The organism is Pseudomonas sp. W17 (assembly GCF_040268305.1).
Lineage (GTDB): Bacteria > Pseudomonadota > Gammaproteobacteria > Pseudomonadales > Pseudomonadaceae > Aquipseudomonas > Aquipseudomonas protegens.
On sequence record NZ_CP158490.1, the window covers coordinates 3078537 to 3091481 of the forward strand.

The window sequence follows — 12945 nt, forward strand, 5'->3', positions numbered from 1 at the left end:
AAACGTTTTATTCAAGGCACCGGCTTACAGACCCAGTACCGAACCCACATCCAGCACCACCAGCAGGCCAACCACGAAACCGTTGTTGCTCAATTGCGTCGCGCCCGGGTTGTAGAAGTTGTCCGGGTTGATGATGTACTGGATGCTCGGTTCGATCGCCAGGTTGCGGGTCAAGGCAAAATGGCCGTTGGCTTCCACGGCGTAGACATTGCGCTCACCCAATTCAGGATCGCCACCGGCCGCCGTGCGCAGGCGTTGTTGGAACTGCAACTGATGGTCGTTGACTTGCAGGTAGCTGGCTTTGAGATTGAGCTTGTCCTGCGCCCGATCAAAGGGGGCAAGGTAGGTCAGCCCGGCTTCGGCGAAATGGCTGAAGGGTTGTTTATCGTCAGCCGCCGCCGACAGCGAGCCGAATACCTGAACGCCTTGCTGCCCGCCGCGCCATAGCGTCTGGCGGAACTTGAAGAAGCCGCCGGCCGTGCCGTGGTCGCTGGCACCCGTCAATGGGTCGACCTGATTGGACGAGTTGAAGTACGCATTCAGTTCGTACTGGGTGGTGTCATCGCCCGGCTTGCTGCCAATGCCCAGCAGAAAGCTGGTGCCACTCGCGTCGTCAGTGCTGAAGTCCAGGCCTTTGCGCTTTTTCAGGTAATCCACCGGGTTGGATTCGAACGCACCCGCGTGCACGTAAAAACGCGGGTTCACTTGATACTTCAGGTAGCCACCCCAGGCGCCGAAGGGCGGCGGCAACATGCCACTTGAAGCGTCCAGGATCGGGTCGGTGCAGGTGACGCCCGTTTCGCAGTTATAGATGTAGAAGTACCGTCGGCCATTGGTCCGTCCGACGTGCAGGTCGAGCTGACCGTCGAGCCATTTTTGCTCGTAGGTCAACACGCTTAACTGATTGCTGGCGATGTCATTGTGCAAGGGCGCACCGCCAAAATAGCTGCCGACGGCACCTTGCCATTTGTTCCCGGTCGGTTGGCCGGTACCGTTATCGAGGATAAAGACGGTTTGTTCGAAATGCAGGGCTGCGCCGTCCAGGCCACTGAGCGTGGCGAGGTTAACGTCTGCGCCGATGTACAGGTCACCGCTGTTGCCGAAGCTGTAGGGGCGCGGGCCGGTGTCGAGGTTTTTCATCGACAGGCTCGTGAATTGCACATGGGGCTGGATGCCATAGTCGGCCAAATGCTCGCCCAGGCCGGCCAGTGGACCTTCTCGGTCCAGTGCCCAGGCTTGGGGATAGGTAAACACCAGGAACAAAAACGCGCACAAACGAAGAGTAGGGGGCATGGTCGGGGACTCATTTTATTGTTGTTGTGATGAGCAAATGGAGCAGCGTGGCGGTCTTGGATCACGCACGCTGTGTGCAGGCTTGCATTGATCGGCGTTGCAGCACGGAAGGCGCGGTTTCTTTGAGCAGCAGGGACAGCCCTGCTGCCAGCAAGGCGCCGCCGCAGGAGATCCACATCACAATCGACAACCCGAACTGATCGGCGGCGAACCCGGCGACGGTCGGCGCCACGAACCCTCCCACCAGTTCGCCAATGCCCATGATCATGCCCAGTGCCGTAGCCATGACCTCGCGCGGGACGGTTTCGGCCGGAATGGTGGACATGAACAGCGTGAAGCAGCCAAGCCCAGTGAAGGTGAGCACCATCAGCACGCCGAGTATCATCGGCGATGGGGCAAATAGCAGGGCTATCGGGCAGCAGGCAGCAACCAGTGAGAACAGCACCAGCGTCGGACGGCGGCCGAGACGGTCGGAGATGCTGGGCACCACAAACCCCCACACAACCCATGCCGCACCCAGGCAACTCATGATCGTGCCCATGCTCGGCGCGCTGTAACCGCGGACGCTGACCAGAAACGTCGGGGTAAAGGAGATCAGGATCACGAACCAGGTTAAAAACACGCAACTGATCAAGGTGCACAGCACGATGTTGCGGCTTTTAAGCAGTGCCAGCCGATGCCCGGTGAGTTTGACGTTACTCATCGCAGCCTGACGAGGTTCATCCTGACGCACGTAACGCCAGATGAACCATGCAATCAGCAATCCTGGCAGCAGCGACACAATGAACGCATGTCGCCAGCCATAAGCCTCGGCCAGGGCAATCAACACCGGAGGGCCGATCACTGCGCCCAACAGACCCGCTGCCGAGCCTTGCAGCAAGCCCATGTTCAGGCCCCGTCGGTGCGGCGATGATGCTTCGACCATCATCGACTGGGACAACGGCAGTATGGGGCCCTCGGCCAACCCCATGATGGCGCGAAACAGCAACAGGCTGAGGAAGCCCGAGACCAATCCTGAGAGGGCCGAGCACAGGGAAAAGAGGATGACCGCCGCAATCAGCAGCGGCTTGCGCACCCCCCGACGATCTGACCACGCGCCGACCAGCGTGCCGGAAATCGCCCAGGCCAAGGCCAGCACCGAAGACAACATGCCAAGGTGGCTGTTGCTCAGTTGCAGGTCTTTAGCCATGTACGGAAACAGGAAGGACAGGGCCAAACGGTCGAAAAACACAAAACCAAACGTCAGGAACAACACGCAGAGCAGTACATTTTCATAACTGGCTTTATTATTTTTGTGAGCCATGACGGTTCTCCGCAGCACGGGATTTAACGGAATAGACGGTCCACTGCATCAGCGCCCAATCCGACCTTTTCGTAGTGTTCACGGCACAAGGCGATGTAGGAGTGCACGTCGAAGTAGCCGGTGGACTCGCCTTGCTCGTCGAGCCAGATCAGCGGCCCCTTGACGATGAAGAAAACGCGCATGGGTTCTTCGTGCTCATAGGCCACCAAGGTGTGACCCTCGCCGGGCGTCTCATAAACAAAGTCGCCAGCCGTGGCGGTCCACTCATGTTCCAGGTAGCCCCACTTGCCTGAAAGCGTATAGGCGAACACTTCGTGCGGGTGGTAGTGGCGATTGACCAGGCCTGCGCGGCTGGACATCAAGATGTCGCACCAGCGGTTTTCGCTCGGGGAGATCCACAAGGGGCGTGAAGATACGGTCTCGGTGAAGGGCACGTAGAGCCGCAAATCATCACTGGCGGCATTTGGCAGGTAAACCTCAGGCTTGGCGTCGGGCTTGAAGCAGTTCGCGATCGGCTGCAGGTCTTTCCAAAATTCGTTGCGGGCTAATTCGGGCATGTTGGGCCTCTGATTGTTGGAATACAGAGGGCACTCTAGGGTGAAAGGAACTCTACGGTTTGATCGAAACTGACGTCATTGTTGTCTGAATCGGACGGATATTTTCAGTTCATCGGTTACCGGGGTTTTGTATCGGCTACGGATTGACAGCATGTCTGGGTCGGCGGTTAATGGGGCGCTGCAGGCCCCGGAATCCGTCTGGTGAGGGACCGAGCAGTCAATAAAAATGAGAATAACAAAAATGATCCGATCCGCCGCCTTGCTTGATACCCAACGTGCCAGTACCGATGACCTTCCGCTGGATCAGCGCGTGGTATTCTGGGAGCAGTACAACGCATCGACACTGGTTGGTCTGAAGTGTTCGTCCTTCAGTGAAACCGGGTTCAGCGCCCGTGAAGACAACCTGAGCCTTGACCGGCTCCGGGTCGCCCATATTGTCGGTAACCAACACGTTATCGAGCGTGATGGCTCAATGATTCGCACCGTGCCCAAAGAGTCGGTGTTCGTATCGCTGGTCATGGGCAGTGCGTCGTTTTTCTTTCAGAACGGCAACTGCCATCTGCTGGAGCCGGGCGAGATGATGGTGTATCGCACCGACAAGCCCTACCTGTTCGGCTTCTCCGCTTCGATGCACAAGTTTATCTTCGATATCCCCCAGGACGTGTTTGCATCCCGCTGCCTGCGCCGCTTTGATCACGCCGTGAAGATCAGCGCCCACACCGGCACACAGCGTTTACTGTTAAGGACATTGAGTGAGCGCACCGGCGGTTTTTTCGAGCAGCCGCTCAGCCAAGGGGCAGACAGCTATCAAGAGGATGCCCTTGAACTGCTGGGGACTATCATTGCGGGTCAGATGGGCAATCGCCGGATCAACGCACTCAGTGCGTCCTACTTGTTGGTCGCCAAGCAATGCATCCTCGAGCAACTGTCCGATCCTGCATTGAGTTGTGAGCGGGTGGCTCTTCAAACCGGCGTCTCCACACGACACCTGGCCAGGCTATTTGCGCTGGAAGACACACAACCCCATCGTTTTATTCTGGAAAAGCGCTTACAGGGAGCGTTCCGTCTGCTGAGCCAGACGGACAGCCGCGGACTGGACATTGCTGAAGTCGCCTATCGCCAAGGGTTCACCAGCCAGGCGCATTTCGCCAGGGCGTTCAAGGCGCACTATGGACGCACGCCCAGCGACGTGCGCGCATCGTCGGTCGGCGTATAGCGTCTGCGCTTCGGCCGTCACTCTCGATTACGCGAAACGAGGCCGTGATCCAGTGCGTATTTCGCCAGGGCTGCCGGTTTGTCGATGTTGAGTTTGCGACGAATACTGAGCCGATGGGTTTCAACGGTGCGAACGCTGATATCCAGGTCGCGGGCCATCTCTTTGTTGTTCATGCCTTGAACCATCTTGTACAAAACCTCGCTCTCACGAGGTGTCAGTTCTTTGTCGGTGTCCTTGTCGGCGATGAGCTTTTGCGCGATGTCCGCACTGTAAAAGGTGCCGTCACTGGCGATGGCTTCAATGGCCGCGATGATTTCCCTGGACGGGGAGTTTTTCAGTACGTAACCACTGGCACCACTGCGAATGGATTCACTCACGTACTCGAAATTATCGTACATGCTGAGTATCAGGATCTTGAGAAAGGGCGAATGCTGTTTGAGCCGACGGGTCAGTTCAAGGCCGTTCATATCCTTCAAGCCAATATCCACCAGCAACAGATCCGGCTGGAACTGCTCGACCATGTGGAGCGCCTCGTGACCGTTCTCGGCCTCACCGATCACCTCGACGGTATCCACAATGGCCAGCAACGATTTAATGCCGTCGCGAACCAGCGAATGGTCGTCGACCAATCCAATACGTATGCGACCTGGCACCTTCATCGACGTGTTCTTCCTGTTGAGTGGGGGAAATCAAACGGCATCTTTGCCAGGTTTTTCCATCGGTAGCAGTATGTTCAACATGGTCTTGCCTGGCGTTGAGGTCAGTTGCAGATGTCCCTCCAAGTGTTCGGCGCGCTCGCGAATATTACGCAGGCCAATGCCGTTGTGGCGGCGTAGCACTTGGAGAACGTTGAACCCGACGCCGTCATCCACAATCGTCAACCTCAATCCCTTATCCGTCGCGAGTAGCGTGATAGAAACATGCTCTGCGTGAGCGTGGCGCTCAACATTCATCAAGCCTTCCTGCAGGATCCGAAACAACGAATCTGTCGTGCCGCTCGGCATTGGGTAATCGATGCCTTGGCACTGACAACTCACCTTCAGACCGCTGCGTTGTTCAAACTCACTGGCGAGCTGACCGATGGCGGCCGGCAGCCCCAAGGTATCGAGCAGTGACGAGCGCAGGTCATGGGAGATGCTGCGCACTTCGCCAATCGCGCTACCCAGCCGTTGCGTAGCCTCCCTAAGAATCACCAGCCCCTTGCTCGACTCCGGCCCCTCAAGCACATGCCCGGCCAGCTCAAACTGGAATTTGATCGAGACCAGAAGCTGACTGATCCCGTCGTGCAACTCGCGGGAAACGCGGGCACGCTCTTCTTCCTGCAGGCTGACGATACGCCTGTTCAGGCGTTGCAGCTTTTTGTCGGCCAGGCGGTGTTCACTGACGTTGAGTGTCATGCCGCTGGCGAATACCAGCAGCACCGCGACCAACGCTACGGCGGCGATGGCCAGCATGGTTTTGCGGATGCCCAGGGCCACTTCATCGCGAGCTTGCTGAGTGGCGCGCTCGACGTCCTCCAGATAAATGCCGGTGCCGAGCATCCAGCCCCAGCGGTCCAGCATGACCACATAGGCGAGCTTATCGGTGACCTGGCCGGAGGAGGGCTTGTTCCAGGCGTAACGCTGAAAACCTTCGCCGGATCGGGCGCTTTTGAACAGAGCCTGGATGACGGGCAGCCCGTGCGGATCTTTCATCTCCCACAGATACTGCCCCACTAACTCCGACTGACGCGCATGCATCAGGCTGCGGCCTTCGCGGTCGTAAACGAAGAAGTAGCCGTTGATACCAAAGCTCAGCTTGCGCAGCTCTTCGAGTACTTGGCGCTGCGCCTGCTCGTCGCCCTCGCCGTCGTTATACAGCGGTGCGATCAGACTTTGCGCCATGGCGACGTAGTTTTTCAGTTCTGCGCGTTTGCTGGCCAGGATGCTGTCTTCAATCAGGCGCGCTTGTTGGTCACCTAACTGGTTATTCAAGGAAATAACCAGTGCGCATATAACCGCGATGGCCAACACTAACGGCAGTATCCCGAGTGCGACGATTTTATGTTTGAGTTGCATCGCGACTCCCGTGCGTCTCAGTAGAACTACGTAGACGCCTGCGTAGTAGTGCGGATGTATTTGTTATCGGTGTGCGCGGATATTAGCCACCGCCGCATAGCGGACACAATTATAAAAATTATCGTCGCAGCTCAATGGCTGTGACAGGAGACACGCAATGAACCGTCTGGCTAAACATCTCGCCTGGTTTGCCGTGGCTGTCCTGGGTGCGTTTGCGCTGAGTGTCGTGGCCTTGCGCCGCGGCGAAGCGATCAACGCGCTGTGGATCGTCGTCGCGGCAGTCGCTATCTATCTGGTTGCTTATCGTTACTACAGCCTGTTTATCGCCAACAAGGTGATGCAACTCGATCCCGGTCGCGCCACCCCTGCCGTGGTGAACAACGATGGCCTGGACTTCGTGCCGACCAATAAGCACGTACTGTTCGGTCACCACTTTGCAGCAATTGCTGGTGCAGGCCCATTGGTGGGCCCGGTACTGGCGGCACAGATGGGTTATCTGCCCGGCACGCTGTGGCTGATCGCCGGTGTGGTGCTGGCCGGTGCGGTGCAGGACTTTATGGTGTTGTTCATGTCGACACGTCGCAATGGCCGTTCGCTAGGCGACATGGTACGTGAAGAAATGGGCCGTATTCCCGGCACCATCGCCCTGTTCGGCTGTTTCCTGATCATGATCATCATCCTCGCGGTGCTGGCGCTGATCGTGGTCAAAGCCCTGGCCGAGAGCCCTTGGGGCATCTTCACGGTAATGGCGACCATCCCAATTGCGATGTTCATGGGCATCTACATGCGCTATATCCGCCCGGGTCGCATCGGTGAAATCTCTGTCATCGGCGTGGCATTGCTGCTGGGTTCAATCTGGCTGGGCGGGCAGATTGCCGCTGATCCGGTCTGGGCCAAGGCCTTTACCTTCACCGGCATCCAAATTACCTGGATGCTGATAGGTTACGGCTTCGTTGCCGCAGTGCTGCCGGTGTGGTTGATCCTGGCGCCGCGTGACTACCTGTCGACGTTCCTGAAGATCGGCACCATTGTGGCGTTGGCAATCGGCATCTTGGTTACGATGCCTGATTTGAAAATGCCAGCGTTGACGCAGTTTACCGATGGTACTGGCCCAGTTTGGAAGGGCGGCCTGTTCCCGTTCCTGTTTATCACTATCGCGTGTGGTGCGGTCTCCGGTTTTCATGCGCTGATTGCCTCGGGCACCACGCCCAAGTTGCTTGCCAGCGAAGGTCACGCCCGTTACATCGGCTACGGCGCCATGTTGATGGAGTCGTTCGTGGCGATCATGGCGATGGTTGCGGCATCGGTCATCGAGCCTGGCGTTTATTTCGCCATGAACAGTCCGGCCGCCGTCGTGGGTGCTGATGCGGTAACCGTCGCGCAAACCATTAGCAGTTGGGGCTTTGCGATCACGCCGGAAGCATTGCAGGCGGTCGCCCATGACATCGGTGAAACCACGATTCTTGCCAGAGCCGGCGGCGCGCCGACGTTGGCTGTTGGCATCGCGCAGATCCTTCACCAACTGTTGCCGGGTGAAAACACCATGGCGTTCTGGTACCACTTTGCGATCCTGTTCGAAGCACTGTTCATCCTGACCGCCGTCGACGCGGGCACCCGTGCCGGTCGCTTTATGCTGCAAGACCTGCTGGGTTCCTTCGTGCCGGCGCTCAAACGTACCGAGTCCTGGACCGCTAACCTGATCGCAACGGCCGGTTGTGTGGCGATGTGGGGTTACCTGCTGTACCAAGGTGTGATCGACCCACTGGGTGGCATCAACACCTTGTGGCCGCTGTTCGGTATCTCCAACCAAATGCTGGCGGGTATCGCGCTGATGCTGGCGACGGTTGTGCTGATCAAAATGAAGCGCCAACGCTATATCTGGGTGACCATGCTGCCAGCGGTGTGGCTGCTGATCTGCACCACTACGGCGGGCTTCATCAAGTTGTTCGACGCCAACCCCGCGATCGGCTTCCTGGCCCTGGCCAGAAAATACAGCGATGCGGTTGCCAATGGGCAGGTACTGGCACCGGCTAAAAGCCTGGATCAGATGCAGCACGTGATCTACAACGCTTATACCAACGCGACGTTGACCGCGCTGTTCCTGGCGGTGGTGTTCAGTATCCTGTTCTTTGCACTCAAGGTAGGTATTGCTGCATGGGGCACGAAGGAACGCACCGACAGGGAAGCGCCTTATCAGCCAGTGCCGGATGCATGAGGGGAGCGCGCGATGTTCAATGACCTGAGCCGTCTGGGTAAATATCTGGGTCAGGCCGCACGACTGATGGTCGGCATGCCTGATTACGATACTTATGTGGAACACATGCAGACCAAACACCCGCACAAACCGCTGATGGATTACGAGACGTTCTTTCGGGAGCGCCAACAAGCCCGCTACGGCGGCGGTAACGGCCAGCCGCGCTGTTGCTGACAATAGGTAAACCCATAACGCCCGATGCTTGCATCGGGCGTTATGCATGAGGGCTGTGCACTGTCAACTCAGGGATGACTGATTTATGATGGCCGATTGATAAAATCTGGATGCTTCATCATGAGTACACGTTCCGATCTTCTGAGCAGCGCCGAAATCCTGTTGCGTACCAAGGGCTATGCAGCCTTCAGCTACGCCGACCTGGCTGAGGATATCGGCATTAAAAAGGCGAGTATCCATCACCATTTTCCCACCAAGGAAGGCCTTGCGATTGCCATCGTCGAGAGCTATCTGTTTCGCTTCAAAAAACAATTGGAGCAGGTAAATGACGAAAACACGGAAATTGTCGAGCGCCTGAACGCATTTGCCCAGATGTTCGCCCAGAGCAGTGAAAACGGATTGTTACCGTTGTGCGGCGCACTGGCTGCGGAGCTGTTGGCATTACCGGTCAGGCTCAAGGAAATGACCCGAGGCTTTTTCGAGATCCATCTTGAATGGCTTCAAGCCAATGTCGTGCTGGGCCAGGCGAGAGGGGAGATTAAGGCCGAGCTCAATGCAATGCACGTTGCTCGGCTCATCCTCAATACATTGGAAGGGGGCAGTTTTGTTTCCTGGGCAATGAGCGACGCTTATGAGCAGTCCACCGGGTTCGATTTGATTTTGAATGGGCTACGTGCAGACACCATGCGTCATTAAAAACTATTGCATTGCACGCCCGTCACCTCATAAACGCCTCGAATAATCGAGGCGTTTTTTTTGCATTTTTTGAGCGGTTTATGGGGTTTTTATAAAATAGCTTGATTAGCTACCTACTACTTGGTAGAGTTGCTTCTCTTTCGGGCCAAACGCCCGGTCCATCCAGAGAGGATTAAGCAGATGAGCAACAACCTGAACGGTATCGACGTCGCCGCACTCCAGCAGTTTGCACAAGGTGTAGCTGAGGATGCGACCAAGCGCCATGCAAGTTTCAACGTCAAGACTGAGTGGAAAGGCCAGACGCGTTCTGTCGCCAAAGTGAACCGCTACAGCCTGGCAGGTGAGACCCACTCGCGTAATTTTGAAATTGCCGCCGATGAGCCCAACGAATTGCTCGGCCAGAACTCTGCACCAAACCCGCAAGAACTGCTGATGGCTGCTCTCAACGCCTGCATGTCAGTCGGTTACGCCGCCAATGCCGCGATGATGGGCATCAAGATCCATAGCCTGGAAATCGAGACAGACGGCACCCTCGATCTGCGTGGCTTCCTGGGCATCGACGAGAGCGTCAACCCAGGCTACGACGAAGTGAGCGTGGTGGTGCGCCTGCACACCGACGCCTCCCGTGAGCGTGTTGAAGAGTTGCACAAAGTTGTGCTGAAAACCTCGGTCAACTACGCCAACTTCTCGCGAGCCATCCGTATGGTCCCTACTCTGGAAGTGCGTGAGGGCTGATTCGCCCACGGCAAATTGATTCAATCCTTGTGTGCACCAGCGGCCAACTGCCCTGGTGCCGACCCTAAATAGTTCTGGATAACCGGAGTCTGAAATGAACAACTTTTTTAAAGGCAAGAAGCTGTTGGTCGTTGGCGGCACCAGTGGCATGGGCTTGGAAACGGCCCGCATGGTGCTCAAGGCCGGCGGCAGCGTGGTACTCACCGGCAGCAAGCAAGACAAGGCCGATGCCGTCCGCAAAGAGCTGAGCCCGCTTGGCTCTGTGTCGGTGATCGTTGCTAACCTGATGACTGAAGCGGGCATGAACGCAGTTCGCTCGGAAATCAACGCCAACCACACCGATATCAGCCTGATGGTGAACTCAGCCGGGATCTTCATTCCTAAGGCTTTCACCGAGCACGATGAGGCCGAGTACGACATGTACCTGTCGATCAACCGTGCGACCTTTTTCATCACCCAGGCCGTGGTCAAGAACATGCTTGCGGCCAAGCGCGAAGGTGCCATCGTCAACGTCGGCTCCATCGGCGCACAGGCTGCACTGGCAAATTCGCCGGCTTCCGCTTACTCCATGGCCAAGGCGGGTCTGCATGCGATGACACGTAACCTGGCAATTGAATTGGCTCACTCGGGTATCCGCGTGAACGCCGTTTCGCCAGGCATCGTCCACACCTCGATCTACGAAGGGTTCATGGACAAGGACGCGATCCCGGAGGCGATGAAGTCGCTGAACGATTTCCACCCACTGGGCCGCGTCGGTGTTCCCGAAGATGTCGCTAACACGATCCTGTTCCTGCTCTCGGACAAAACGTCCTGGGTGACGGGTGCTATTTGGGACGTGGATGCCGGCATCATGGCCGTTCGTGCCTGACCATAGCGGCAAGCAAAGCGTGTGAAGCTCCCATTGCGGGAGTTTCACGCCTTTACCGATGAACGGTGAAGGCGGCTGAAGGCTGGCTACAGGAGTCTTAAATGTCCATCACGACCAAAGCTGCGCTACTCAATGCCGCAGAAACGCATATGCGTTCCAAAGGCTATTCAGCATTCAGCTACGCCGATCTTGCGATGCAAATTGGCATCAGAAAAGCCAGTATCCATCATCACTTCCCGACCAAGGAGTGCCTGGGCGCGGAGTTGATCAAGGACTATATCGCTCGCTTCAATGAGACTCTGGCATCAATCGAAGCCATACATGCCGATCCGCTGCAGCGCCTGCGTGCGTTCTCCCGGCTTTTCGTTATCAGCGCCAATGACGGGCTGTTACCGCTATGCGGTGCGCTGGCAGCAGAAATGGCGGCGTTGCCATTGTCGCTGCAAGGGCTGACTCGGGACTTCTTTGAATCCCAGCTTGACTGGCTGCAAAGCACGCTCAATGACGCGGCTCAGCAGCACAGCTGGTCGTTGAACAAGCCTGTGCAAGTGTACGCCTTCATGTTGCTGAGCACGTTGGAAGGCGCAAGCCTTATCAACTGGACATTGGGCCGATCAGCCGACCCGTTGGCTGGCTTCGACCATTTGCTTGACACGCTGGCCGGGTCTCAATTTCTTTGAATACAGGATAAATGATGCAAACCCCTTCGAAAAAATATGTAGTCGATATCTGGTCTGATTATGTGTGCCCCTGGTGCTGGATTGCCAAGCGTCGATTCGAGAAAGCGCTTGATCAGTTTGCCGAGAAAGACCAGGTACAGATCAACATCAGAGCGTATCGCCTGGCGGCAAACCACGCGCCAGAGCCGATGATTGCGGCGCTTAAACGCAAGCTTGGTAATCCCAGTTCGGTTGAGGCGATGATCAGCACGGTGAGTCAATATGGTCGGGCCGACGGCTTGGACTACCGCTTTGACACCATGCTGTTTGGCGATACCACGCAGGCCCACGTACTGGTCAAGGCCGTCACAGACGCCGATGTGAAAAAACACCTGGTGGAAGCGCTGTACGAGCAAAGCACCACTCACGGGCAATCACTGTTTGATCAAGGCAGCCTGGAAGCCATTGCTCGGGCAGCCGGTGTATCGGATGAGTCGTTCCGACTGGCGGAGTCATCCGTTGAGCTGCGTGTGGAGATGGAAGAGGACGAGCAAATCGCCGCGCAACTGGGTTCAGGCGTTCCGATGTTTGTCTTCAATAATGCGTTCTCGTTATCGGGGGCTCAGCCTGAGGCCGCGTTTCTCGAGGCGCTGAATAAAATGCAGACAAAGGCCGGAGTCAACGATGACGCGTTCATTGGCCAGGTCTGCGGGATCGATGGTTGCAAAATTTGATTGGCAATGGTCATGCGGCCCTTAAACCGACCGCCTGCCCATCGCCTTAAACACGAGGTCAAAATGAGCCGTATCGTTGAGTTGAGTGCCCCACAATTCGCCCGCTTTGTGGCCAAAGGCAGTAGCGTCGTGCTGTTTTCGGCGTCCTGGTGCAAGCCTTGCCAAGAAATGAAACCAGTCTTCCATGCCTTGGAAGAAAAACTTCATGCGTTGGCTGCGTTTGGCAAGATCGATGTGGCGGTGTCTCCGACCATTGCGCAAATGTACGGTATCCGCGCGGTGCCATCCCTGGCGGTTTTCCATGAGGGTCGATTGTTGCGAGTCATGGCCGGATCCCGGTCGATCGGCGCCATGAAAAAAGCGATTCTCGCAGAGCTGGAAGAGGCGGCCTGACCCGGC

Annotated in this window: 14 protein-coding genes; 9 read left to right on the plus strand and 5 right to left on the minus strand. The window is 56.9% G+C overall.

All coding sequences use genetic code 11. The features are described from left to right. Nucleotides 1–24: 24 nt before the first annotated feature. The 3 genes from ABCR88_RS14420 to ABCR88_RS14430 all read right to left on the minus strand — a co-directional run bounded on the left by ABCR88_RS14420 (nucleotide 25) and on the right by ABCR88_RS14430 (nucleotide 3153). A complete protein-coding gene (locus tag ABCR88_RS14420; protein ID WP_236188208.1) occupies nucleotides 25–1293 on the minus strand; it encodes a carbohydrate porin in 1269 nt (422 codons plus the stop codon). Between the two features lie 61 nt (nucleotides 1294–1354). Further along, nucleotides 1355–2596 carry an MFS transporter gene (locus tag ABCR88_RS14425; protein WP_236188199.1) on the minus strand — a complete coding sequence of 414 codons (1242 nt, stop codon included), beginning with the start codon at nucleotides 2594–2596 and terminating at the stop codon, nucleotides 1355–1357. Between the two features lie 23 nt (nucleotides 2597–2619). After that, nucleotides 2620–3153 (minus strand): 2,4'-dihydroxyacetophenone dioxygenase family protein, encoded by a 534-nt coding sequence (locus ABCR88_RS14430; protein ID WP_154973797.1) that lies wholly within the window; start codon nucleotides 3151–3153, stop codon nucleotides 2620–2622. A 244-nt stretch (nucleotides 3154–3397) separates the two neighbouring features. Here ABCR88_RS14430 and ABCR88_RS14435 point away from each other — a divergent pair, with 244 nt between their 5' ends. Beyond that, complete coding sequence (locus ABCR88_RS14435) at nucleotides 3398–4369, plus strand: AraC family transcriptional regulator (protein ID WP_236188426.1); 972 nt, start codon at nucleotides 3398–3400, stop codon at nucleotides 4367–4369. Nucleotides 4370–4386: 17 nt separating this feature from the next. Here ABCR88_RS14435 and ABCR88_RS14440 read toward each other — a convergent pair whose 3' ends face one another. Then, nucleotides 4387–5028, minus strand: a complete 642-nt coding sequence (locus tag ABCR88_RS14440) for a response regulator transcription factor (protein ID WP_236188196.1) — start codon at nucleotides 5026–5028, stop codon at nucleotides 4387–4389. Nucleotides 5029–5058: 30 nt separating this feature from the next. Beyond that, nucleotides 5059–6426: a cache domain-containing protein gene (locus ABCR88_RS14445; protein ID WP_236188194.1), complete on the minus strand. Its 1368-nt coding sequence runs from the start codon at nucleotides 6424–6426 to the stop codon at nucleotides 5059–5061. Between the two features lie 157 nt (nucleotides 6427–6583). On the opposite strand from ABCR88_RS14445, the gene ABCR88_RS14450 reads away from it, so the two are divergent. The 8 genes from ABCR88_RS14450 to ABCR88_RS14485 all read left to right on the plus strand — a co-directional run bounded on the left by ABCR88_RS14450 (nucleotide 6584) and on the right by ABCR88_RS14485 (nucleotide 12939). Beyond that, nucleotides 6584–8641 (plus strand): carbon starvation CstA family protein, encoded by a 2058-nt coding sequence (locus tag ABCR88_RS14450; RefSeq protein ID WP_236188187.1) that lies wholly within the window; start codon nucleotides 6584–6586, stop codon nucleotides 8639–8641. A 12-nt stretch (nucleotides 8642–8653) separates the two neighbouring features. Next, entirely contained in the window at nucleotides 8654–8854 is a 201-nt protein-coding gene (locus ABCR88_RS14455) for a YbdD/YjiX family protein (RefSeq protein ID WP_069787685.1), read from the plus strand. Between the two features lie 120 nt (nucleotides 8855–8974). Further along, the gene (locus tag ABCR88_RS14460) at nucleotides 8975–9550 is read left to right on the plus strand and encodes a TetR/AcrR family transcriptional regulator (RefSeq protein WP_069787684.1); all 576 of its coding nucleotides are present in this window, start codon (nucleotides 8975–8977) and stop codon (nucleotides 9548–9550) included. A gap of 180 nt (nucleotides 9551–9730) precedes the next feature. After that, nucleotides 9731–10285 (plus strand): OsmC family protein, encoded by a 555-nt coding sequence (locus tag ABCR88_RS14465; RefSeq protein WP_069787683.1) that lies wholly within the window; start codon nucleotides 9731–9733, stop codon nucleotides 10283–10285. Between the two features lie 94 nt (nucleotides 10286–10379). Continuing rightward, the gene (locus ABCR88_RS14470; protein ID WP_236184469.1) at nucleotides 10380–11153 is read left to right on the plus strand and encodes an SDR family oxidoreductase; all 774 of its coding nucleotides are present in this window, start codon (nucleotides 10380–10382) and stop codon (nucleotides 11151–11153) included. 101 nt (nucleotides 11154–11254) lie between these two features. Beyond that, on the plus strand, nucleotides 11255–11833 hold the full coding sequence (locus ABCR88_RS14475; RefSeq protein WP_236188185.1) for a TetR/AcrR family transcriptional regulator: 579 nt from the start codon (nucleotides 11255–11257) through the stop codon (nucleotides 11831–11833). 14 nt (nucleotides 11834–11847) lie between these two features. Continuing rightward, nucleotides 11848–12546: a DsbA family oxidoreductase gene (locus ABCR88_RS14480; protein ID WP_236188181.1), complete on the plus strand. Its 699-nt coding sequence runs from the start codon at nucleotides 11848–11850 to the stop codon at nucleotides 12544–12546. Between the two features lie 63 nt (nucleotides 12547–12609). Continuing rightward, nucleotides 12610–12939, plus strand: a complete 330-nt coding sequence (locus ABCR88_RS14485; RefSeq protein ID WP_179028428.1) for a thioredoxin family protein — start codon at nucleotides 12610–12612, stop codon at nucleotides 12937–12939. Nucleotides 12940–12945: the final 6 nt, after the last annotated feature.